The organism is Mesorhizobium sp. Root554 (assembly GCF_001427025.1).
Classification (GTDB): domain Bacteria; phylum Pseudomonadota; class Alphaproteobacteria; order Rhizobiales; family Rhizobiaceae; genus Mesorhizobium.
In genome coordinates this window covers 3,096,758-3,119,333 of sequence record NZ_LMGA01000001.1, presented here as the reverse complement: position 1 = coordinate 3,119,333, position 22,576 = coordinate 3,096,758, and the positions used below count along the sequence as shown (strand labels likewise).

The following is a 22,576-nucleotide window of genomic DNA, read 5'->3' as shown; positions in this document are numbered from 1 at the left end:
GGTGGAATGTGGGCTCCGGTTATCGACCGCATCTACGAAGCCGCTTTCGTTCCCGAGCTTTGGCCTGAAACGCTGCAGGAAATCGCGCTCCGGACCGGTTCGGTCAGCGGCGAGTTCCAGCTCATCACCGATAGCGCCACGCCACGCTGGCAAGCCACCGACGTGACCCGTCCGGTCATGGACGACTTCATGGCGAGCGGCATGTGGCGGCGATGTATGCGGCCTCAGGTCCTCCTGGAACTGAACCATGCCGGTTTCCTGTGCGACCACGACTACATGGATGCCGGCCAGCTCGCCGCAGATCCTGCCTATGAGGTCATGGGCAGGATCGGCCTCGGTTGGCAGCTCGGCACGCTCATTCCCATGCCGACGGGCGAAGTGGTCGGTGTGACGTTTGAACGATGGGTCGCGCAAGGCAAGCCGGGACAGGACGAGATCGACCGGCTTGACGAGTTGCGGCCGCATCTGGCTCGCGGCGGGCTGATCGCCGCTAGGCTTCAACTGGAACGGGCGCGCGAAACGGTTTCGGCACTCGAGGCGCTCGGCCTGCCGGCGGCGGTGATGAGCGCATCCGGCAAGGTGCGGGCGACGAATTCGCTTTTCGAAGCGCTGCCGGAGGTTTTCCTGCCGCGTGCGTTCGACCAAATATCGGTGGCCGTGAAGCGGGCGGACGACATGGTCCGCGATGCCATCCAATCCTTGTCCGACGGGCACTTTACGGCAATTCGCTCTATTCCTCTGGCGGCAACCGTCGAAAGGCAGCCGCTTGTCATCCATGTCCTGCCAATCCGGCGAAGCGCCTACGACGTTTTTTCGGGAAGCGATGTCATCATCGCCGCCACCATGGTTTCGGCCAGCAACCTCGTTCCCTCGCCGTCGATCCTGACCGGCCTCTTCGACCTGTCACCCGCGGAAGCGAAGTTGGCGACTGCTCTTGCCGCCGGTACATCGTTAAACGATGCCGCGATGTCCGCTTCCATAAAACTCAAGACCGCACGCACCTATCTCGAACGCATCTTCGCCAAAACCGGCACGCACCGGCAGAGCGAGCTCGTCGCTCTGCTGAAATCAACCGCACCCCTGTCGTGAGCCCATGCCGGTCCCGCTGATCGATCGCATCTATGAAGCGGCCTTCGTGCCGGAATTCTGGCCTTCGGTGCTGGATGACATGGCGGCCATGTCCGGCTCCGTCTCGGGGGCGGTTCTGGTCTTCAGCGGCATCGATCAGCCGCCACTCTATAGAACGACGGATTACACCCGGGCATCGCTGCACGAATTCACGACAACCGAACGATGGCGCGAGAGCCGCCGGGCGGAGGCTTTGTTCAAGAACATCATCACGGGCGATTTTTCGAGTTTCCAGTATCTGAACGACCACATGTCAGCCGAGCAGCTGGCCGGCGATTCCGTGGCGCGAAGCCTCCGTGAACTGGGGCTCGAAGCCCAGGCGACCACAGTCATACCGCTATTCAGCGGCGAGGTCGTCTCATTCACATTCGAGCGCCGCGCAGGCGAGGGCCGCCATTCCGCCGAAGCGCTCGCCATGCTGGACAAAACACGGCCGCATCTTGCGCGGTCCGGGCTGATGGCAGCGAAACTGCGGCTCGAACGGGCGGAAGCAACTGTCTCGGCCTTGCAGGCGATCGGCCTGCCCGCGGCGGTTCTGCAGAAATCCGGCAAGGTTCTGGCGACCAATATCCTGTTCGACGCAGCCGCCTCGCTGTTCCTGCCTCGCGCTTTCGGGCGCGTGGCTCTTGCCGACGCAGCGGCTGAAACGCTTTTCAGGAATGCGGTGGAGGCTTCCGCCCCTCACGACCGGCCGGTGGTACGATCCATCCCGGTCGCAGCGAGCGAAACCACGCAGGCTTGTGTCGTACATATCCTGCCGCTGTGCCGTTCCGCCCATGATATTTTTTCGAGCGGCGACATGTTGATTGCCGCGACCGCCGTGGGCGCGCATCTCCAGGTGCCGCAGGCTTCCATCCTGACCGGGCTCTTCGACTTCTCCCCAGCGGAGGTGAAGCTGGCAATCGGGCTCGCCTCCGGTGCGTCGGTCAACGATGCGGCGGTGCAGAACGGCATCACCGTCAAGACCGCGCGAACGTATCTGGAGCGGCTCTTCGCCAAAACCGGCACGCACCGGCAGAGCGACCTGGTGGCGCTGCTGAAGACAGCCTCACCGCTCGGCTTCTAGATCAAGGCCAGTGCGAAAAAAGCCGCGACGGTCGGCATTTGCCGACTAGGCCGGTCGATTTCTCCGGATCAGATTGCCGTTCGACGCGGCGCAGCCCTGGCGGGGGGCGGACGACGCGAGGAGCGGCGTCCGATGTTCGACATTCAAAGCGCGCATGCGTCCGGCATGCTGGCCTTCGCCGGATCCTATGCCACGCTGGCGATGATTCCCGGGCCCAACTTCGTGATTGTCGCGCGCGCGTCGCTGGCCGGCTCGCGCATGGCGGCGGTGACGACGGCAGGCGGCGTCGCGGCAGGCGCCAGCCTGCTTGCGCTGCTGGCCGCGAGCAGTTGCGCCGTTTTGTTCACCAATGCTTCCTTCCACTTCTTCGCCACCATCATCTTCGCCGCCATGCTTCTGGCGGGCGGCGCCCGGCTGATCGGCAGCACCATGCGGGAGGCCGAGATACCGGCGCCTCGGCCCGTGCGGGAGCCGCATTTCGGCCTGGGATTCCTGACCGCGCTCACCAACCCGCTGAGCGCCGTCTTCTTCGCCTCGGCCTCCGTCACACTGGACTACAGCCAGAACGGCATCCCGGCACATGCGATGGCGCTCACCGTTTTCCTGGTGGCCGCCTGCTGGTTCGGCCTGGTCGCCATCGGCATATCGGCTGCCTCGTCCAGCGCGCTCTATATGCGCTGCCGCAGGCCGTTCGGCATCGGTGCCGGACTGCTGCTGATCTGGTATGCTTCAACTGCGGTGGCCGGCGCCCTCGCTGCCTGATCCGGCAGCAGCCGCGGACAAGCGCATTTTGGAAAAGTTCAGAATTCCCGTCCCGCCGGGGTCCAGGTGCCGTAAGCGATGCAGTCCAGGTCTCCGGCCGATCGCTTAGGGTCGACCATCGACGGCCGGAGTGCGCGAACGACGGCGCAGTCACCCGATCCCAGCACAATGACCTTGTAGGACCTGCCATCCGAAACATACTGCATCTCGTTTATGATCGAGGTCGGCACATTCTTCTCGAATTCGCCATTCTTCAATATCGCCAGCGCGTTGGCGGCGGGCACCAGCTTCATCTGCGAACTGGGATAGGTCTTTGTCCTGGCGGCGTAGTCCCTCAGGATGTTGCCGAGTGCGATCAAGGCGTTGATCCGCGCGATGGCCGGCTTCGGCGTCCCCAGCGCTTGGCGCAGCGGATCGAGCGCCCGCTCCGTTTCGGATGAAGCCCGTGCCTGGTCCCCGGTCTTCAGGCCACCCTCGCCCGGCCTGACGGTCTTCATGGCGACGGCGAACTTCGGCCCAGCCGGTTCGGTCAGGCGGGAAAAGGGGTTGCCCGGTAGGTCCATACCCTGCGGGCTGGCAAGGAACAGCACAAGGCCGACCGAGACCGCCACCGACACGATCCAGCCCGCCAACGCCGCGGCATAGCCGGGGCCTCTGGCATGGGAACGGACCGCGGCGCCGTCGTACCGGTGGGTCATATCCTGCGTCATCCGATGCACCCAAGCTGTGGCATAAATGTCATAACGCAACGGAACGCCCGCAACAGTCGGCAAATGCCGACTGTTGCCCGGCGGCGGAATCAACACACTGGCCCCGATCTGCCTTCACGGTCGCTATCCTGCGATCGAGGGCGACGGGACAGGGAACGCGAAGGGGTGCTTATAATGAACTTTCAATCCAGGAAGATTTCGCTGCTGACGGGGTTCAGCGCACTGGCAATCGCTGCGTGCTTCTCGAATGCGGCCATGGCCGGAACCTACTGCGGCCCGCGGGTCGTGATTGACCTCATCGGCCTCGACCCCTTCACCGTGGATACGGCTGAAGGGGGCGATGAGATCATCTGCAACCAGTCGATCAACAACGACGACCTCGCGTTCGATTCCGTGACGGGGGCCGAAATCGTCGACGGTTCGGTCGGCAACTCGGATCTGGCCGATGGCGCGGTCGACAATGCCAAACTCGGCGGCGACGCCGTAACGTCGGACAAGATCCAGGACGGCGCGGTTGGCAATGACGACCTTGCAGACAATTCGGTCAACTCGCAGAAGATCGAGAACGGCAGTGTCGCCACGGAAGATCTGGCCAACGGAGCGGTGACGACCGGCAAGATCGCGGCGGGGGCGGTCACCAATTCCAAGCTGGCGGATAATGCGGTTACAACAGACAAGATCCTGAACGGAACGATACTGGCCGAGGATTTGGCTGATGGCGCGGTGACCAACACCAAGCTCGCGGCCAATTCCGTTACGACGGACAAGATTCTGAACGGCACCATCCTGGAAGAAGACCTTGCCGACAACTCGGTATCGACGCGCACGATCCAGGACAGCGCTGTGACGACCGCAAAGATAGCCGATGGCGCGGTGACCACGGTCAAGATCGCGGACGGTGCGGTCACCACGACAAAGATCGCCGATCTGGCCGTGACCGAGCAAAAAATGGCGGACAATTCCGTCTCGACCCGCACTATCCAGGACGGCGCGGTGACGATGAACAAGCTGGGCGGCGATGTCCTCGACCGCTTCAACTCGATCCAGTCCGACCTCGATACCGCCTACAGCGGCGTATCGCTGGCCATGGCGATGTCAAACATCCCCCAGCTCAGCTCCAACAAGAATTTTTCGGTCGGCATGGGCGTCGGCACGTTCGAGGGCGGCTTCGGCTACGCCTTCGGCGCCAATGCCCGCTTCAGCGAAAACGTCGTCGGACGCGTGACGCTTGGCGGTACAGACGACAAGAAGTTCGGCGCCGGCGGCGGTCTTGCCGTCGAATTCTGATCCACCGGCCATGGCCGGTCAAACTCATCGCTCTACAAACCCAGCTGTGGCCGGACGAAGATTTCGTTCGGCCACTTTTTTTACCGCGCTGCTCCTTGCGGGCGGCACTGGCGCATTCGCCCAGCAGGAACCGTCGGCCGAAAAGAGCGGGTGGCGGCTGAATTGCGCCGCCGACGGCAAATGCGAACTCGGGTTTACGCAGATCAATAGCGGCCAACTCGTCACCCGGCTGCTGATCTATAAGGTCGGCAAGAAGATCGTGGTCGAGTATCTGGTGCCGCTCGGCGTCAATCTGCAAAAAGGCATTCTCCTGCAGATCGACGGGAAGCCGGCTTTTCCCACCCAGTCGCTCTATTGCGAGGCTCCCGGTTGCGTGGGCTTTGCCCCACTGTCGCCGGATCTCCTGGCTCAGCTGAAGCGTGGCGCGCAGTTGAAGCTTGCCTTCTCTCCGCATGCGGGCAGCACATTCTATGCCTTCGACTATCCACTCGACGGATTTTCAGCCCAGTATGCAGCCTTCCTCAGCGGCGTGGTTCCGGCGGAAAAGCCCCAGGCCGACGCCGGGAAAGGACCCGGGAAACCAGCAGAATCGAACTGACCTCGCCGTTTAGTTTGCCGGTTCGACAGACCCACGCAGTGCGCTGTTGCGTGAGCGGTCGATGTGGCGGCGCATGGCCTTTTCCGCGGCCGCGCCGTCGCCTTTTCTCAAACCGGCAAGTATCTGCTCCCGGTCTTCGATCGTGCTCATCGGGAAATCAAGCAGCAGGTTTGCCCGGTGTCGGGCAAGCTGGATCTGCAGGCCAAGCCGATTGAGGCACTGGATAAGCGTCTCGTTGCGCGAGATGGCGGCGATCTGCTGATGGAATTCCTGATCGCGTTTCTCGAATTCGACAAGATCGCCAGCGTGAAGCGCCGCATGACATTGGCGTACGATGTCCTCTAAAACGTCGAAATCGGTCGCCGATCCATTCTCAGCCGCACGGCGAACCGCAAGCGCTTCCATTTCCGCCCTTACGTCGAAAAGATTGACGATCTGGCTCTGCGTAAAAGAGCGCACGACATTGCCCTGATAGGGGCGGCGCTCGATAACTTCCTCATTGCCCAGTCGCACGATGGCCTCCCTGACGGGTGTCCGGCTTATCCCGAGACGCTCGGCAAGGATGCGTTCATCCAACCTTGCGCCCCAGGTGAGTTCCCCCGTTACGATCAGCTCGCGGATGCGCTCGTAGGCGCGCTGATTCACGGTCTGGATTTCCAGTTTCAGATCATTCTTCATCGGTTTCTTTCACAACGGCCGGCTGCGGGAATCACCCGCGTCCCACAGGCCCAAGTCCGTGAATATGTCTCACAACAGGAGCCAAATCACCATTGACGCTATTTGGTGTCTGGTATACCAAATTTTGTATACAAGGCAAACCGCAGGTGCGACGATGACTCAAGTTGTTCTGCTCGGCACTCTCGACACGAAAGGCGAGGAGTACAAATTCCTCGTAGATGAGCTCAAACGTCGCGGAATCACACCACGCGTTGTCGATGCTGGTTCCCAGGGACGACCATCGTTCAAGCCCGATGTGACACGCGAGGAAGTCGCCAAGGCGGCAGGTTTCAAGCTCGCCTCGGCAAATGACCGGGGAATAGCCGTCGAAGCCATGTCGCGCGGAGCGGCGCAAGTGATTACCGCTCTTTATGAGCAAGGGCGGCTCGATGGCATAATCGGACTGGGAGGAACCGGCGGCACGACGCTCATCTCTGCTGCCATGCGAGAACTGCCGGTTGGCGTGCCGAAGCTGATCGTCTCCACCGTCGCCTCCGGCGACACGCGCCCCTATGTCGGCGCCCTCGACATTACGATGATGTATTCTGTTGTCGACATAGCGGGAATCAACAAGCTCTCCCGCGTTATCCTGGGCAACGCGGCGGGCGCCATCGCAGGAATGGTCAAGGATCGGCCGGCTGCTCCTGTCACCGAGAAGCCCCTGATCGGCGCAACCATGTTCGGCGTGACGACGCCTTGCGTGCAGGCAGCCCGCCAAAGGCTTGAGAGCCTTGGCTACGAAGTCCTTGTGTTCCATGCGACCGGCACCGGAGGCCAATCCATGGAAGCGCTGGTGCGCGCAGGAATGCTGGCCGGCGTGCTCGACATAACGACGACCGAACTGGCCGACGAACTCGTCGGCGGCGTTTTTTCCGCCGGCCCTGACCGGCTGAAAGCAGCTGGGGCAACGGGAACACCACAAGTCGTAAGCCTCGGCGCTCTGGATATGGTCAATTTTGGCGGCTGGGACACGGTGCCCGAAAAATTCCGCTCGCGCCGGCTGTACAAGCACAATGCGTCTGTCACCCTCATGCGCACCACGCCTGAGGAATGCGCCGAATTGGGGAAACGAGTGGCCGAACGACTGAATAAGGCCACCGGACCTCTCTCCGTGTTTGTCCCGTTGCGGGGCATCTCGATGATCGCGCGCGAAGGCCAACCGTTCCATGATCCGGAGGCCGACAAGGCCTTGATCGGAGCCCTGCGGGAAAACCTCAATCCGCGCATCGAGCTTCGCGAGGTAGACACCGAAATCAACGATCCCGATTTCGCCAATGCGATGGCCGACCGGCTTGCAGAACTTGTCCAGGGATCGAATCAAGACGGCCGAAAGAAGGGGTCCAATCGATGAAGAGAGAGGAAGCGCTCAGGCGGCTTCGCGGCCAGGTCGAGGAAGGGCGCACCATCGTTGGCGCCGGAGCAGGCACCGGGCTTTCGGCGAAGTGCGCGGAGGCGGGCGGCGCGGATCTCATCATCATCTACAATTCCGGCCGCTACCGCATGGCCGGGCGCGGATCGCTCGCCGGCCTGCTTCCCTATGGCGACGCCAACGCGGTCGTCGTCGACATGGCACGCGAAGTGCTGCCGATCGTCGAATCCACGCCGGTTTTGGCCGGCGTGTGCGGGACCGATCCGTTCCGCCGCATGCCGCTGTTCCTGCGCCAGCTTGCCGACATGGGCTTTACCGGGGTGCAGAATTTCCCGACCGTCGGCCTTTACGATGGAATGTTCCGCCAGAACATCGAGGAAACCGGCATGGGCTTCCAGCTCGAAGTCGACATGATCGCGGCGGCCCACGAGCTCGACCTGCTGACTTCCCCCTATGTGTTCGACGCCGAACAGGCCGACGCGATGGCCCGTGCCGGTGCCGACCTGATCGTCGCCCATGTCGGGCTCACCAGTTCCGGCGCCATCGGCGCGCGCACCACACTCAGCCTGGACGACGCCATCGTGCGGGTGCAGGAAATCCATGATGCAGCGCGGGCCGCACGCGACGATGTCATCGTCATCTGCCATGGCGGGCCGATCGCAACGGCCGAGGATGCCGCGAAGGTTCTCAGCCGCACCAAGGGCGTGGCCGGTTTCTTCGGCGCGTCGAGCATGGAGCGCCTGCCGACCGAAACGGCGATGACCGAAAACATGCGCCGGTTCAAGAATATCAGGATCGGGACGGCTTGAACCCCATGCCAGGTGCCGATCTCACGATCCTGAATTCCATGGGCGGGGACGATCTCGACGCGCAGCTTGCCTATCACCGCGCCAGGAAGCTCACCTGGATGGACATCAAGAACCAGATCTACGGCCACTGGACCGTTGATATCCCGCTCGATCTTGCCGCCCGGGCGCAGGCGGAAATCGAGCGGTCCGGCCAGAAGGTCTACTGCCTGTCCACGTCGATCTTCTTCGACTCCATCGACAAAGGGCTTGAGACTTTCGGCCACGAACAGCTCGGCAAGATCGACCATGTCATCGCGTTGGCGAAAGTGTTCAAGCCAAAGCTGATCCGGATGACGGCGGCGCAATTCCTCGAGCGTGACAGCGGCAATGCCGTCAAAAGCCTGCAGCGAAAACATAACTGGGTGTTCGATGTCTATCGCGAGGCCGTCGACCGCTTCCATGAAGCAGGCTTTCGCCCCACCATCGAGAACGAGGTCCGGCAGTGCTTCCTTGCGCGGACGGGTGAGTTTCTCGATTTCTTCGAGGCGCTGGACCGCCAGGGGAAGGTCGGCCTGACCTGGGACGTCCAGAACCAGTGGTCGACCGGTGAGTTCCCGACCGTCGCCGTCTATGATCGGCTGAAGCCGCTGATCGAATACTGCCATTTCAAGGGCGGCGCGGCGGAGCCGGGCGGCGATGCGCTGGCCTGGAACGTCGCGCTGGAGGAAGCGAGCTGGCCCGTCGTCGAGATAGCGCGCCGGGTGGTGGCGGACGGCGTCTCGCCGGTCATCTGTCTCAACCCGCCGCAGCACGGCCAGCCACGGCCCAATTATGACTATGAACAGGTAACCGGACGCGACATCGATTTCCTGCGCTCCGAAATTGCGGGGGTGAACTGATGGAATACCAGCGCGATGCGGTACGGCGCATTCGACTTGGCGTCATCGGGGTTGGGTCGCATTCCTACCGCAACATCCTGCCGACGCTGACCTACCTTCCGGTCGAACTGGTGGCGGTGGCCGACCCCGACGACGACAAATGCGCTGCGACGGCAAAGCAGTATGGCTGCGGCGCCTACCGCACGAGTACGGACATGTACCGTGCAGAATCCCTCGACGCCGTGCTGATCTGCGTGTCGCCGCAGATGCATCCGAACCTCGCCTGCGAGGCGTTCGCCGCGGGGCTGCATGTATGGGTCGAAAAGCCGGCGGCGATGCGCGCCGCGGATGTGGAACGGATGATCGCCGCGCGCGGCAGCCTCGTTTCCGTCGTCGGCTACAAGAAGGCGTTCATGCCGGCTTTGCTCAAGGCCAGGGAACTCCTGGGCGAAGACAAGACCTCGCCGCTGAGGAGCATGCTCGGCATCTACCCGATGTCCATCCCGGCGAACGGGCGCGAGGTGCTTGAGCAAGGCCTGTCCAGCGACTGGCTCGCCAATGGCTGCCATCCGCTTTCGGCGCTGCTGGCCTTGGGCGGACCTGTCGCCTCGGTGACGGTATTTCGGGGCCCGGACGGTCTGGGTGGGACGTGCGTACTGGAGCACCGCAACGGCGTGGTGAGCAACCTGCACCTCGCCCAGGGCGGTCCGAAATTCCAGCCCTTCGAGCGCTACCACATCTATGCCGGCGAGCGCTGCATCGAGATCGAGAACGCGCGACGGCTCGTCTACCAGCGCGGCATCCAGTTCCAGTACGCCACCGGCACGTCGTTTGCGCCGGCTGGCCTCGAAGGCGGGGCCATCGTCTGGGAAGCGCAGGACGGGCTCAACACACTCGAAAACAAGGCCGTGTTCACGCAGGGCGTGTGGGGCGAACTCGACCATTTCTGCACCTCGGTCCTGGATGGCGTTCCAGCCAGCAACGGGACGCTCGAAATGGCACTGGAAGTAACGCGGGTCTACGAGGCCGCGCTGCTTTCGAACGGTGAAAAAGTACGCATAGGAGAGCCTGATGGCGTCTAATCAAAATCCAATCGTGGCGCGCGTCGGCGACCATGACGAAGTGCGCACAGACTGGGGTCGTCTCGTCTGGCACGTCTCGGCAAGCCAAGGCAATTCGGAAGAACTCACCACTGGGCTGTGCTTTATCAACCCCGGCCAGATGAACGACCGCCATCTTCATCCCGATTGCGAGGAGGTCCTCACCGTTATCCGCGGGCACATCGTCCATAGCTGGAACGATCTGGAAGTCGAAATGCAGGAGGGCGATGTCATCGTCATCCCGCCCAATGTCGTCCACAACGCACGCAACGTCGGCAGCACCATGGCCGAACTCGCCATCACCTTCTCCAGCGCCTACCGCTCGACGCAAGTCATTGGAGATGGCGACAGCCGCCAAGCCTGAGACCGAAACCATTCAACAAAAACAAAGGGGAAATATCATGAATCGGAGGCAGTTCCTTGCAGCGGGCGGCGCAGCCGTCGCCTACACGATGACAGTTCCGGGCATGGCTTTGGCGCAGGGCGCCTATCCAAGCCGGCCCGTCCAGTTCGTCGTCGGCTTTGCGCCGGGAGGCAATTCGGATGTCATCGCCCGTCGCTTCGCCGACCTTTTGAGCAAGCAGCTTGGCCAGCCGGTTGTCGTCGACAACACGCCCGGCGCCGGTGGCGCGATCGCCAGCGGCGAGGTGGCGAGAGCGTCGGCCGACGGCCACACGCTTCAGCTCGCCAGCGCCTCGACACATGTCACCGCGCCGCTGACCGGCAAGGATGTTTCCTTCGATCCGATCAAGGATTTCACCCACATCAGGCTGTTGACGCTGCAGCCCTGGGCGATCGTGGTCAACCCGCAGGTCCCGGCGAACACGCTCGCCGAGATGATCGACCTGATCAAGGCGAAGCCTAACGAATTGTTCTACGGCAGCGGCGGCGTCGGCGGGCTGGCGCATCTGACCGGCGAGCTTTTCAAGAAGCTGGCCGGCGGGCTGCAGATCGAACATGTCGGCTATCAGGGAGGCGCGCCGGCGCTTCAGGATATTGTCGCCGGCCGTCTGCAAATGATGGTCGAAGTGATCGGCGCGGTGTTGCCGTACCAGAAATCAGGACAGCTGAAGATCCTTGCGGTCTGCTCCGAGAAGAAGCTCGCTTCCCATCCCGATTTGGCGGTAGCCGCGGACACCGTTCCTGGCCTGGTGTCGGAAACGTTCCTCGGCATTTCCGCGCCCAAGGGCCTGCAGGACGATATCAGGGCAAAACTCTTTGAAGCGGCCGGCGCCGCCATTTCCGACAAGAAGTTCATGGAAGAGCTGCAGGCCGTGGCGACCAATCCGGTTACAGAAACGACACCGGACGCGATGACCATGCATATCGAGAACGAGCTGGCCAAATGGAAGCCGATCGTTGAATCGCTCAGCTGATCTGTTGGCTGATATCCCGAGGAGCAGGCCGTGACCGGCAAGCACTTCAGCGCTGACATGAAGTCCGGCCTGTTCTTTCTCGTGGTCGGGGCATTCGCCGTCTGGCGGGGTCTCGACTACGATATGGGAACCGCGTCCCGTATGGGTCCCGGATATTTCCCGGTCGTTCTGGGCGGGATTCTCGCACTGCTCGGCGTGGTCATTTTCGGACGCAGCCTTGTTGCTTCCGATGATGCGGAGCCACAGGAGAAGTTCGAAGCCAAGTCGCTTTTCCTGATCACACTTGCCGTCGTCGGTTTTGCGGTCGCCTTGATGAAGTTTGGTCTGGCGGTCGCGGTTCTGCTTCTTGTGTTCGTGGCATCGGCGGCATCGGACAGTTTCAGTCTGAAACGCGTGGCGGTGCTGACGGTGGTGCTGCTGGCCATGTGCGTGGCCATCTTCATCTACGGCCTAAACCTGTTCATTCCTCTGTGGCCGGATTTGCCGTCATGGATCTGATCGCACATCTCAGCCTCGGTTTCATGACGGCGGTTTCGCCGGCAAACCTTTTCTATTGCCTGATCGGGGCGGTGCTCGGTACCGCCATTGGCGTGCTGCCCGGGCTGGGGCCGCTGGCGACGATCGCCATGCTTCTGCCCATAACGTTCCAGCTCGAACCGGTGTCGGCACTCATCATGCTTTCCGGCATTTATTACGGCGCGAGCTATGGCGGCTCGACCACTTCGATCCTGGTGAATATACCCGGCGAGGTCGCCTCCGTCGTCACCTGCCTGGACGGTCACCAGATGGCGAAACAGGGCCGCGCCGGCGCGGCCCTGGCGATCTCCGCCATCGGCTCTTTCGTCGCCGGCTCAGTGGCCACCTTGATCGTGGCCGCCTTCGCGCCCGTACTGGCCCGGGTAGCGCTTACATTCGGACCAACGGAATATTTCTCCTTGATGGTGCTCGGGCTCATTGCTTCGATCATCCTGGCCCAGGGATCGATCCTGAAAGCCCTCGCCATGATCGTTCTCGGGCTGCTGCTCGGACTTGTCGGAACCGATCCGGGAAGCGGGGCGCAGCGCTTCACCTTCGGCGTGCTGCGGCTATCCGACGGCATCGAGTTCGTCGCGCTGGCGATGGGCTTCTTCGCCTTCACCGACGTGATCGTCGGCGCCAACAAGAATTCCAACCGCCAACTCGTCACCGAAAAGGTCAAGGGCCTGTGGCTGACGAAGGACGAGGTGAAGGCGTCGGTTCCCGCCATCGCGCGCGGAACGATTGCCGGCTCGCTGCTCGGCATCCTGCCAGGCGGCGGCGGCATGCTCGCATCCTTCGCCTCCTACATGATCGAGAAGCGGATTTCCAAGCATCCGGAACGTTTCGGAAAAGGGGCGATCGAAGGCGTCGCAGGACCGGAATCGGCCAACAATGCCGGAGCGCAGACCGCGTTCATTCCCATGCTGACGCTCGGCATTCCCAGCAACGGCACCATGGCGCTGATGATCGGCGCCATGATGATCCACGGCATCCAGCCCGGACCGCAGGTGATGACGACGGAGCCGGCGCTGTTCTGGGGCCTCATCGTGTCGATGTGGTTCGGCAATCTGATGCTTCTGGTGTTCAACCTGCCACTGATCTCGATCTGGGTGTGGCTGCTCAGGGTGCGCTACAACGTGCTGTTTCCGGCCATCCTGCTCTTCTGCTGCATAGGCCTGTTCGGCATCAAGAACAGCGTCTTCCAGATTTATCTCGGGGCGGCGTTCGGCGTGCTGGGGTATTTCTTTTACCGCTGGCGTTGCGAAGCAGCGCCCATGCTTCTCGGCTTCATCCTGGGCCCGATGATGGAAGAGAATTTGCGCCGTTCCATGCAACTCTCGCATGGCAACGTTTCGACCTTCTTCACCAGTCCGCTCTCGGCGGCGATGCTGATCGCTGCCGGGGCGCTGTTGATCCTGGTTCTGCTGCCGGCGATGCGGCAACGGCGTGGCGAAATTTTCGAAGAAGAAACTTAGGACGAGAGCCCCGTCAACCGGCGCTTTCGTCCTCCTTTTCCCAGAATGCCGTGCCGCCCAGCTTCTTCATCTCTTCGAGAATCTTTTCCCGCGGAATGACGCCGCAGCGTCTGGCCCATTCGTGGTACTGCGCTTTCATGGCGCTGACACGTTCAGAATGGGCCGAGGCGAGATCGCGCATCTCCGTGCGGTCGGTCTCCATGTCGTAGAGTTCCCAGTCCTTCGGGTATTCGCGCACCAGCTTCCATTTGCCGACGCGCACCGCGGCATTGCCCTCATGCTCCCAGAATAGCGGCTCGGTCCGTTCCTGGTCGGACGGGAACGAACGCGCCAGGCTGATGCCCTCCAGCGGTTGAATCTCATGGCCTTCAAATGTCCGCGGATACTGCGCCCCGCTCACTTCCAGCACCGTCGCCATCAGGTCGGGCAACTGGCCGGGTGTATGCCGCAAGCCGCCCTTTTCGGCGATGCCGTTCGGCCAGTGGGCGATCAGTGGCGTGGCGATGCCGCCCTCGTGGATCCAGTGCTTGTAGAGCCGGAAGGGCGTATTGGAGAGATTGGCCCAGGCGACACCATAGCTCTGGTACGTATCCTCCGCTCCCGGCATGACCGTTGGATCATTGCCAAGCAGAACCGGCCGTCCGTCGCGGGTTTCGGCGCGCGCAATCATAAGATCGTCGACAAGCGATTGGACATTGACGCCTTCGGGGATGTCCTCGGCGCAGGCGCCATTGTCGGACAGGAAGATGACCAGCGTGTTGTCCAGCCGGCCGGTTTCCTCAAGCGCGGCGATGATGCGCCCTATGCCCTGGTCCATGCGGTCGATCTGGGCCGCGTAAACTTCCATGCAGCGCAGCAGCCATTCCTTCTGCTCGGCGGTTTCCCATGGCGGCTGCGTCGGGTCGCGATCGGTCAGCGTCCACGACGCATCAATGATGCCGGCGCGCACCAACCGTTCCAACCGCTGCTCGCGCAGCCTGTCCCAGCCGGCGTCGAAACGACCCTTGTATTTGGCGATGTCCTCGTCATGCGCATGCAGTGGCCAGTGCGGCGCGGTGTAGGTCACATACTGGAAAAGCGGCTTGTCCGGCGTCGCCTCATGGTGCTGGCGGATAAAGGCGGCGGCCTGATCGCTGATGGCGTCGGTGTAGAAGAACTCCGGATCGTTTGCCGCCTCATGGTCGATATTGTCGTTCCCGCGCGTCAGCGTGTTCGGGTAATAGAAGCTGCCGGCGCCGATGATCGTGCCGTAGAATTTGTCGAAGCCGCGCTGCATGGGCCACGAATCCGTTGGCTCCGTCAGGTTCTTGGCGACATGCCACTTGCCGCTGAGATAGGTGCCGTAGCCGGCCGAGCGCAGAACCTCCGCCATGGTGACGCAGTTGCGGTTGAGGTCCCCGGCATAGCCTTCCGGGCCGGTGTCGTAAGTCAGGATGCCAATCCCCGTCTGGTGCGGATGCAGGCCCGTCATCAGCGATGCGCGGGAAGGCGAGCAGCGCGCGGTGTTGTAGAATTGCGAGTAGCGCAGTCCATCCATCGCCAGCCGGTCGAGGTTGGGCGTCTGGACCTCGCCGCCGTAGCAGCCGATGTCGGAGAAACCCATGTCGTCATTCAGGATGATGACGATGTCGGGTCTTGTCTTTTCCATGATTTTTCTCCGGCTGGGCACTTGGGTCGTTAGGCGCTGGGCTTGGCGTTTCGGCGCGTCAGCGTGATGGAAAACTGATGGCGCTCCGGCACGTAGACGGCGCGCAGCAACTCCAGCGGGCGGCCTTCGCGGTCGATGGTCAGGCGTTCGACAGAAATCAGCGCATGGCCCTGCCTGACGCCGAGCCGCGCCGCCTGTTGGGCATCAGCAAGCGTTGCGCCGATCGTCTGCCGGGCTTCCTTGATCTCGAAGCCGAGTTCCTCTTCAAAAATCCGGTAGATCGCCGCGTCGGTCAGGTCGCGTGCGGCAAGCTCGACGCCGATGTCGGGCGGATAGAAGGCTTGCTCGATCGCCACCGGCGTGCCGTCGGCCGAGCGCAGCCGGCGCAGTTCAAAGACGGCGCGCTCCTTCAGAAGGGTTGCGACGTCGCTGTCATGGCGATTGGTCATGCCCTGATGCAGGATTTCGCCGACCGGTTCGAACCCGGCTTCGTCGCCGCTTTCGACGAAACCGATCAGCGTGCCGCCCCAGTTCTCGATCTCGGAACTGCGCAGGAAGGTGCCCTTGCCGCGGGTGCGCGAGAACATGCCCTGATCGACCAGCGGCTGGATGGCGTTGCGGATGGTGATGCGGCTGACGCCGAAGATCTCGCCGAGTTCCGCCTCGGTCTTGAGCCGGCCTTCGCCGTTGACCAGAGCGCCGTCTATCGTCTTCTCGCGGATCAGCCGGCGCACCTGCACATGCAGCGGAACGCGGCTGGCGCTGTCGATTTCGGAAGCGAAGATCGCCGGATTGTCCTTCACGGTCACTGGACCTCCAGGCGCCGGCCGCTTGCGGCATCGAACAGATGGATGTTCTTTGCATCGAACGACATGGCGACGGTCTGCCCTTCGGCATAGTCCGCCGCATCGTCGACGCGGGCCCGCGCCGTGCCGCCTTCATAGCTCAGATCGAGGATCGCGTTGTCGCCGAGGTTCTCGACGAGATCGACCGTCGCGCGGATGCCGTCGCCGCCGATCCGCACCGCGGACGGGCGCACACCGACAATCACCTCCGGGGAGCCGGAGACCGGCTTCACATCGAGCGGCCGGCCGTCAATGGACGGCACGCCGTCCTTCAAGGCCGCCTTCATCAAATTCATCGGCGGGCTGCCGATGAAAGCCGCCACCTCGATGGAATTCGGCCAGGCGAACACCTCGGCCGGACTGCCGATCTGGCGGATTTCCCCATCCATGAACACCGCCATGCGGTCGGCCAGCGTCAGGGCTTCTTCCTGGTCGTGGGTGACATAGACCGTAGTGACGCCAAGGCTGCGCTGAAGGCGTTTCAACTCGGTTCGCGTTTCGAGTCGCAGCTTGGCGTCGAGGTTGGACAGCGGCTCGTCGAGCAGGAACAGGCCGGACCGGCGCACTATCGCGCGCGCCAGCGCGCAGCGCTGCTGCTGGCCGCCCGAAAGCTGTCCCGGCCGCCGGTCCAGCAGGTGTTCGATCCGCACCTTGCGGGCAGCCTCCTGGACGCGGCCGGCGATTTCGGCCTTCGGAGTCTTTTCCATTTCCAGCGGAAAGGAAATATTCTGCGCAACCGTCATATGCGGGTAGAGCGCGTAGCTCTGGAACACCATGGCGACGTCGCGGTCCTGCGCGCCTTTCGCGGTGACATCGGCGCCGTCGAACAGGATGCGGCCGCGCGTCGGCTTGTCGAGACCGGCCAGCAGCCGCAGCGTGGTGCTCTTGCCGGAGCCGGACGGCCCGAGCAGGGCAAAGAACTCGCCCGGCCGGATGTCCAGCTCGACATTCTTCAATGCCGCCACCTGCCCGTGATACTTGGCGACGTTTTCGAGCCTGACCTGACCTTGTGTCGTCATCGCCGACCCCCTCCCTTCACGGCGCCAACGGTGAGGCCCTTGACGATGTGCTGCTGCGCGACAATGCCGAGTATGACCACAGGCAGCATGGCGACGACCGAGACCGCCGCTAGCTGGGCCCACAGCGTCTGCTCGACCGAAACGAAATTGAACATGGCGATGGTGACCGGCCTCACCGTATTGCCGCTGAGCACGACGGCGAACAGGAACTCGTTCCAGGCATTCAGGAACACGAAGACGACGGTGACGGCGATGCCGCCCTTCACTTGCGGGATGATGATGCGCCATAGCGTGGTCAGCCGGCCGGCGCCGTCGACGGCGGCGGCTTCCTCCATCTCCCACGGAACGTCCTCGAAATAGGAGACCATCAGCCAGATCGCGAAAGGCAGCGAGAAGGACAGATAGATGATGATGATGCCGTGATAGGTATCCATCCAGCCGATGTTCCGGAGCGCCAGGAAGTAGGGGATGATGATTCCCACCGGCGGCAGCATCTGGGTGACGAGGATGTAGAAGCCGGCGCTTTTCTTTCCCGGCACCTGCAGCCGCGCCAGCGCATAGGCCGCCGGAACCGCCAGGATCATGGTGATGACCGTGGTGCCGACCGAGATGACGATGCTGCTCCAGACATTGGGCAGGATCGACTGCGCGCCGAACAGGACCTGCCGGTAGGCTGCGAGCGTCGGTTCGAAGAACAGCTTCGGCGGATAGGCGAGAATATCCTGCTCCGTCTTGAACGAGTTGAGCACGCTCCACAGGATCGGGAATACCCAGGCGAAGGTGAAGACGAGGGCGCCGATCAGGATGGCGGCGGAGCGCAGATGCCTCATGCCGTGCGCTCCCTTCTGAGCAGGAACAGCACGAAGGAAATGAGCACCGTCACGATCAGCAGCGCGACCGCCAGCGCCGAACCGTAGCCGAGCGAAAGCTCGGTGAACGACTTCCTGTAGGCATAGAGGTTGAGGATTTCGGTCGCGGTCCCCGGCCCGCCGGCGGTGACGACATAGATCGCGGCGAAGGCCGTCAGAGCCACCATGGTGCGCATGATGACGACCATGACGATGGCCGGCCGTAGCAGCGGCAGGGTGATGCGGGTGAAGCGCTGCCATGAATTGGCACGGTCGATGCGCGCGGCCTCGTAAATGTCTTCCGGCAGTGCTGCGAGGCTCGCCAGCAGCACCATGAAGGCGAAGGGCGTCCATTGCCAGGTGTGGATGACGATGACCGAGATCATCGCCAGCGTCGGATCGCCCAGCCAGTTCCTGCTGCCGAAACCGGCGGTGATCGAAAGATAGTCAATGACGCCGAACTCCGGCGTCAGCATGAAGGAGCGCCAGACCATGCCGACCACCGCGGGCGACAGCACCACCGGCAGGATGGCGATGATGCGGAACAGCGTCTGGCCGCGCTTCATCTTCATCAGCAGCAGCGCCAGCGCCAGTCCGATCGCCACCTGCAGCACGACGGTGGAAACCGTGTAGATCATGCTGAGGCCGAGCGATTCCCAGAAGCGCGGATCACCGAGCAACTGGCGGTAATTCTCGAGGCCGACGAAGCCGTCCATGAAGGGCATGGCCAGGTCTTTGCGCTGGGCGCTGATCCAGACCAGGAAAAACAGCGGAAAGGTCGTTGTCGCCAGCAGAGCGAGCAAGGCCGGCGCCAGAAGCGCACCGGCAAAGCGCTTCTCCCGCAGCCGCTCGAGGCGGTCGAGGTTTTGAGCGGAGAGCCCGTCCGGCTCCCCGCTCGAAAAAGCGCCTGCCTCGGGCATCACTGCATCATCGAGGCAACGCGCTCCTGCGCCGCGTCGAGCGCCGCCTTGGGCGTCGATTGGCCGGCCAGTGCAGAGGCCACGGCCGTCGCGACGACATCGCCGATGCCGGGCCATTGCGGAACGCGCGGCCGCCAGTCGACATCGGTATCTTCCTTGAGCGCGGTCAGCGTCGCCTCGACGAAATTGTCGCCGAACTTGCTGACCGTATCGATGTAGCCCTTGTCCTCCCACAGCGAGAGCCGGTTGACGCCGGAGCGCTTCGAAGGCCCGGTGAACTTGTAGGACGTACGGATCTGCGTCTCCGGGCTGGCGGCCCACTGGATGAACAGCCAGGTCGCCTTCTTCTGCTCGTCGGTCAACTTGGCATTGATGGGGAAGCCCCAGTTCCAGATCGAGGAGACCCGCTTGCCGGACGGCCCTTTCGGCCAGCGGGCATAGGTGACCTTGCCGATGACCTGCGACTTCTCCGGATTGTTGACCACGGAGGCCGAGGAATGCGCATCGATGTAGCTCGCCAGCGTGCCTTGCGAGAAGGCGTCGGCGATATCCGGCCAGTTCCAGTTCTGCGCGGCGGACGGTGCGTAGGTCTTCATGGTGTCGACATACCAGGCGAGCGCGGCCTCCGCCTCGGGGCTGTTGACGGTCAGCTTGCCGCCCGGCAGCCAGTCGCCGCCGAACTCGCGGAAGATCGACGAATAGATGTAGATGTTCTGCCCTGCGCCAGCCAGACCGCGCAGCGCCGTACCCCATAGACGGTTGTTCGGATCGTGCAACGCCTTGGCGTTGGCGATGAAGGTTTCCATATCGTCAGCCGGCTTCAGACCCTTGGAATCCAGCAGATCCTTGCGCAAGACCTGGAGCGTGACCTCGCCATCGTAAGGAACGCCATAGAGCTTGCCGTCGATGGTGTTGGCGGCTGTCCAGGCCGGAACGATGTCCTCAGGCTTGAACCAGGCCTTGTCGGTGAGGTTCGGGTCTTCAAGGTATGGCGTCAGGTCCTCGACCCAGCCATTGGCGGCGTAGAGCGGGTAGTACATCGGATCGGCGGCATGGGTCGCATAGGTACCGGTGCCGGATGTAAGATCGAGAACGGCCTTCTGCCGGATCTGGGCAGGCGGCACCTTCTCGAAGCGGACATTGATGCCGGTCAGCGCCTGGAACTGCGGGGCCAGCGCGACCAGATTGTCGAAATAGCCGGCGGGGATGACCGCCACGGTGATGTTCTGCCCTTCGGCCTGGCGCCAATCCAGCTTTGCCGACTGGTATGGCGCCAGATCGGCGTCCTGAGCAAAGGCAGAACGGGTGAGATACGGCATCGCCAGGATGCCAGTTGCCGAGCCGGCAATGCCGGCCAGAACGCGGCGTCTATTCAGCTTGAAAGTGTCCATCAGAGCCTCCCTTCTCACGACGTGACTGGCGAAAAATGGCTAATATGTTCTGACATGTCAAGCATGTTATAACTTTTACTCACGATGCGTGTCTCGCTCCTTGTTTCGCTGGTTTGAATGAAGCCATCGTCGGGGCGGTGTTGCGAGCGCATTTGATTGCGAACTCTACTAATCTTGTAGAAATTAGCTTCGGCAACCGGCCGCACAGGCGATGACTTTTCCAAAGATCGTTACAATGCGCCGTTTCGCCATTGCCCTGTGCTTGAGGACCGTGCTGCTCGGCTGTTACGCTGGAGGCGAAAATCTGGGGCACTGCCGCCATGAATATCCGTTTCGTCGAAACATTCGTCTGGGTGGCGCGCCTGGGAAGTTTTCGCGCGGCGGCGGAGCGGCTGAATGCGACACAGGCCGCGGTCTCCAACCGCATCGCCAGCCTCGAGGCGGAAATGGGCTGCGAACTGTTCGAGCGCGTCGCCGGCGGCGTGAGGCTGTCGAGCATCGGCCAGCGCGCCATCCAGCCGGCGGAAGAGCTTTTGCGGGCCGCGACCAATTTCAAGGTGTCGATCGGAAATCCCGAGCAGCTGCGGGCGACCGTGTCCATCGGGACGATCGATTCCATCGTTCACGCCTGGCTGCCGCGCTTCATCGAGATGACCAAGGAGCGCTTCCCGTCGCTCAGCATCGATCTGAACGTCGATACTTCTCTGGCCATCGCCCGCGAGATCGGCGAGCGTCGGCTGGACCTCGCGCTGGTCATGGGTCCGGTGCTGCGCGCCGGGTTGAAGAACATCGATCTGAACGCCATGGAATGCGTGTGGGTGGCGGCGCCGTCCTTCGGGCTCTCGGACAAGCGGCTGACGCTGGAGGATCTGGCGCCCTATCCGGTGCTCACCTTCTCCCGCAACAGCGTGCCGCATATCTGGCTGCTGCGCCAGTTCGAGGAACGAGGCATCGCGCCGCCGGTCATTTCCAACTCGAACTCGCTGTCGGCGATGTCGCGCCTGGCCTGCGACGGCGTCGGCATCGCCCTGCTGCCGTCACCGATGATCCAGCCGTTGATCCAGCGTGGAGCACTGGAAGTGCTGTCGATCACGCCCCGTTTCCCGGCGCTGAAGCTCCACGCCGTCTACGCCGACGACCCGGAAAACCTCGTGCCTTCAATCCTTTCGGTCATCGCGCGTGAAGCCTCCTATCAGCCGCCCAGGACCGTTTTGCCCTTCGCGTAGATCACAAGTTTTTCTTATCGCGAACGATAATTCTTTGTCGTTTGTCAGATCGCGTCTTCCCCATGACGATGCGTCAACACGAGACGCGGAGGATGTCGATGAAGATCAGTGTCGTTCAGATGAATTCCGATTCGGACAAGGCCAAAAACCTCGACGAGGCGGAGCGGATGGTGCGCGAAGTGGTGGCCGAGGAGCAGCCGGACCTCGTGGTGCTGCCCGAATATTTCGCTTTCCTCGGCGAGGGCCGCGACGCCGTCCACGGCAGCGGTGAAAGCTTCCCCGACGGCCCCGTCTATCAGCGCATGGCGGCGCTGGCCAAGGAACTCAACGTCACCCTGCATGCCGGCTCGATGGTCGAAAAGCAGGGCAACAACCATTTCAACGCATCGGTCGTCTTCAGCCCCGACGGCACGGAAATCGCCAAGTATCGCAAGATGCATCTGTTCGACGTCGATACGCCCGGCGGCGTCTCCTACCGCGAGTCCGACACGATCAGCCGCGGCGAAGACGTGGTGACCTACAAGGTGGGCGACGCCACGGTCGGTTGCGCCATCTGCTACGATATCCGTTTCCCGGAGCTGTTCCGCGCGCTGCGCGACAAGGGCGCCGACGTTATCGTGCTTCCCGCCGCCTTCACGCTGATGACCGGCAAGGATCACTGGGAAGTCCTGGCGCGCGCACGCGCCATCGAAACGCAGACTTATTTCGTCGCAGTCGGCCAGACCGGCGCGCATGCAGACGGCAAGAAATGGTGCTGGGGCCATTCGATGGTCATCGATCCATGGGGCCACATGGTCGCGCAATGTTCCGATGGCGTCGGAACGACGACGGCGAAGCTCGACATGGACCGCATCTCCAAGGTCCGCGCCGATGTGCCCGTCGCGCAGCATCACGTCATCTGAGGAG

The 22,576-nt window shown here is 62.6% G+C and carries 23 protein-coding genes; 15 read left to right on the top strand and 8 right to left on the bottom strand.

The window, feature by feature from the left end; translation table 11 throughout:
- Nucleotides 1-6: 6 nt before the first annotated feature.
- From ASD44_RS15180 to ASD44_RS15170, 3 genes are all read left to right on the top strand, one after another.
- The gene (locus tag ASD44_RS15180) at nucleotides 7-1,089 is read left to right on the top strand and encodes a helix-turn-helix transcriptional regulator (protein ID WP_056113704.1); all 1,083 of its coding nucleotides are present in this window, start codon (nucleotides 7-9) and stop codon (nucleotides 1,087-1,089) included.
- Nucleotides 1,090-1,093: 4 nt separating this feature from the next.
- Entirely contained in the window at nucleotides 1,094-2,194 is a 1,101-nt protein-coding gene (locus tag ASD44_RS15175) for a helix-turn-helix transcriptional regulator (RefSeq protein WP_056113702.1), read from the top strand.
- Between the two features lie 132 nt (nucleotides 2,195-2,326).
- Nucleotides 2,327-2,956: a LysE family transporter gene (locus ASD44_RS15170; RefSeq protein ID WP_056113699.1), complete on the top strand. Its 630-nt coding sequence runs from the start codon at nucleotides 2,327-2,329 to the stop codon at nucleotides 2,954-2,956.
- A gap of 38 nt (nucleotides 2,957-2,994) precedes the next feature.
- Here the strand turns inward: ASD44_RS15170 and ASD44_RS15165 are convergent, their stop codons facing one another.
- Nucleotides 2,995-3,666, bottom strand: a complete 672-nt coding sequence (locus ASD44_RS15165) for a hypothetical protein (protein WP_056113696.1) — start codon at nucleotides 3,664-3,666, stop codon at nucleotides 2,995-2,997.
- Between the two features lie 174 nt (nucleotides 3,667-3,840).
- Here ASD44_RS15165 and ASD44_RS15160 point away from each other — a divergent pair, with 174 nt between their 5' ends.
- Both ASD44_RS15160 and ASD44_RS15155 read left to right on the top strand, forming a co-directional pair.
- Entirely contained in the window at nucleotides 3,841-4,953 is a 1,113-nt protein-coding gene (locus ASD44_RS15160; RefSeq protein WP_056113693.1) for a YadA C-terminal domain-containing protein, read from the top strand.
- A complete protein-coding gene (locus tag ASD44_RS15155) occupies nucleotides 4,895-5,551 on the top strand; it encodes an invasion associated locus B family protein (protein ID WP_156459861.1) in 657 nt (218 codons plus the stop codon). Before ASD44_RS15160 ends, ASD44_RS15155 begins: the two co-directional genes overlap by 59 nt.
- A 9-nt stretch (nucleotides 5,552-5,560) precedes the next feature.
- On the opposite strand, the gene ASD44_RS15150 is transcribed toward ASD44_RS15155, so the two are convergent.
- Nucleotides 5,561-6,229: a GntR family transcriptional regulator gene (locus tag ASD44_RS15150; RefSeq protein WP_056113687.1), complete on the bottom strand. Its 669-nt coding sequence runs from the start codon at nucleotides 6,227-6,229 to the stop codon at nucleotides 5,561-5,563.
- A gap of 64 nt (nucleotides 6,230-6,293) precedes the next feature.
- Here ASD44_RS15150 and ASD44_RS15145 point away from each other — a divergent pair, with 64 nt between their 5' ends.
- Genes ASD44_RS15145 through ASD44_RS15110 form a run of 8 tightly spaced genes read left to right on the top strand, consistent with a single transcriptional unit; the run spans nucleotide 6,294 to nucleotide 13,773 of the window.
- On the top strand, nucleotides 6,294-7,619 hold the full coding sequence (locus ASD44_RS15145) for a Tm-1-like ATP-binding domain-containing protein (RefSeq protein WP_244478841.1): 1,326 nt from the start codon (nucleotides 6,294-6,296) through the stop codon (nucleotides 7,617-7,619).
- Nucleotides 7,616-8,446: a phosphoenolpyruvate hydrolase family protein gene (locus ASD44_RS15140; protein ID WP_056113681.1), complete on the top strand. Its 831-nt coding sequence runs from the start codon at nucleotides 7,616-7,618 to the stop codon at nucleotides 8,444-8,446. The genes ASD44_RS15145 and ASD44_RS15140 overlap by 4 nt, the downstream gene beginning before the upstream one ends.
- Nucleotides 8,443-9,324, top strand: coding sequence for a TIM barrel protein (locus ASD44_RS15135; RefSeq protein ID WP_156459860.1), 882 nt, complete (start codon nucleotides 8,443-8,445; stop codon nucleotides 9,322-9,324). Before ASD44_RS15140 ends, ASD44_RS15135 begins: the two co-directional genes overlap by 4 nt.
- Complete coding sequence (locus tag ASD44_RS15130) at nucleotides 9,324-10,385, top strand: Gfo/Idh/MocA family oxidoreductase (protein ID WP_056113675.1); 1,062 nt, start codon at nucleotides 9,324-9,326, stop codon at nucleotides 10,383-10,385. Before ASD44_RS15135 ends, ASD44_RS15130 begins: the two co-directional genes overlap by 1 nt.
- Nucleotides 10,375-10,767 carry a cupin domain-containing protein gene (locus ASD44_RS15125; RefSeq protein WP_056113672.1) on the top strand — a complete coding sequence of 131 codons (393 nt, stop codon included), beginning with the start codon at nucleotides 10,375-10,377 and terminating at the stop codon, nucleotides 10,765-10,767. Before ASD44_RS15130 ends, ASD44_RS15125 begins: the two co-directional genes overlap by 11 nt.
- Before the next feature lie 37 nt (nucleotides 10,768-10,804).
- Nucleotides 10,805-11,779 (top strand): tripartite tricarboxylate transporter substrate binding protein, encoded by a 975-nt coding sequence (locus ASD44_RS15120; protein WP_056206839.1) that lies wholly within the window; start codon nucleotides 10,805-10,807, stop codon nucleotides 11,777-11,779.
- 30 nt (nucleotides 11,780-11,809) lie between these two features.
- A complete protein-coding gene (locus ASD44_RS15115) occupies nucleotides 11,810-12,277 on the top strand; it encodes a tripartite tricarboxylate transporter TctB family protein (RefSeq protein WP_056113666.1) in 468 nt (155 codons plus the stop codon).
- Nucleotides 12,268-13,773, top strand: a complete 1,506-nt coding sequence (locus ASD44_RS15110; protein WP_056113661.1) for a tripartite tricarboxylate transporter permease — start codon at nucleotides 12,268-12,270, stop codon at nucleotides 13,771-13,773. The genes ASD44_RS15115 and ASD44_RS15110 overlap by 10 nt, the downstream gene beginning before the upstream one ends.
- 13 nt (nucleotides 13,774-13,786) lie before the next feature.
- Here ASD44_RS15110 and ASD44_RS15105 read toward each other — a convergent pair whose 3' ends face one another.
- The 6 genes from ASD44_RS15105 to ASD44_RS15080 are packed head-to-tail and all read right to left on the bottom strand — an operon-like array spanning nucleotide 13,787 to nucleotide 20,444.
- The gene (locus ASD44_RS15105) at nucleotides 13,787-15,421 is read right to left on the bottom strand and encodes an arylsulfatase (RefSeq protein WP_056113658.1); all 1,635 of its coding nucleotides are present in this window, start codon (nucleotides 15,419-15,421) and stop codon (nucleotides 13,787-13,789) included.
- 29 nt (nucleotides 15,422-15,450) lie between these two features.
- Nucleotides 15,451-16,230: a GntR family transcriptional regulator gene (locus ASD44_RS15100; protein ID WP_056113656.1), complete on the bottom strand. Its 780-nt coding sequence runs from the start codon at nucleotides 16,228-16,230 to the stop codon at nucleotides 15,451-15,453.
- Nucleotides 16,227-17,285, bottom strand: a complete 1,059-nt coding sequence (locus tag ASD44_RS15095) for an ABC transporter ATP-binding protein (protein ID WP_056113652.1) — start codon at nucleotides 17,283-17,285, stop codon at nucleotides 16,227-16,229. The genes ASD44_RS15100 and ASD44_RS15095 overlap by 4 nt, the downstream gene beginning before the upstream one ends.
- On the bottom strand, nucleotides 17,282-18,115 hold the full coding sequence (locus ASD44_RS15090) for a carbohydrate ABC transporter permease (protein ID WP_056113650.1): 834 nt from the start codon (nucleotides 18,113-18,115) through the stop codon (nucleotides 17,282-17,284). Before ASD44_RS15090 ends, ASD44_RS15095 begins: the two co-directional genes overlap by 4 nt.
- Nucleotides 18,112-19,053 carry a sugar ABC transporter permease gene (locus ASD44_RS15085; protein ID WP_056113647.1) on the bottom strand — a complete coding sequence of 314 codons (942 nt, stop codon included), beginning with the start codon at nucleotides 19,051-19,053 and terminating at the stop codon, nucleotides 18,112-18,114. Before ASD44_RS15085 ends, ASD44_RS15090 begins: the two co-directional genes overlap by 4 nt.
- The gene (locus ASD44_RS15080; protein ID WP_056113645.1) at nucleotides 19,053-20,444 is read right to left on the bottom strand and encodes a sugar ABC transporter substrate-binding protein; all 1,392 of its coding nucleotides are present in this window, start codon (nucleotides 20,442-20,444) and stop codon (nucleotides 19,053-19,055) included. The genes ASD44_RS15085 and ASD44_RS15080 overlap by 1 nt, the downstream gene beginning before the upstream one ends.
- A 320-nt stretch (nucleotides 20,445-20,764) precedes the next feature.
- On the opposite strand from ASD44_RS15080, the gene ASD44_RS15075 reads away from it, so the two are divergent.
- Both ASD44_RS15075 and ASD44_RS15070 read left to right on the top strand, forming a co-directional pair.
- Complete coding sequence (locus tag ASD44_RS15075) at nucleotides 20,765-21,670, top strand: LysR family transcriptional regulator (RefSeq protein WP_056113642.1); 906 nt, start codon at nucleotides 20,765-20,767, stop codon at nucleotides 21,668-21,670.
- Nucleotides 21,671-21,768: 98 nt separating this feature from the next.
- Complete coding sequence (locus ASD44_RS15070; RefSeq protein WP_082542491.1) at nucleotides 21,769-22,572, top strand: carbon-nitrogen hydrolase family protein; 804 nt, start codon at nucleotides 21,769-21,771, stop codon at nucleotides 22,570-22,572.
- Nucleotides 22,573-22,576: the final 4 nt, after the last annotated feature.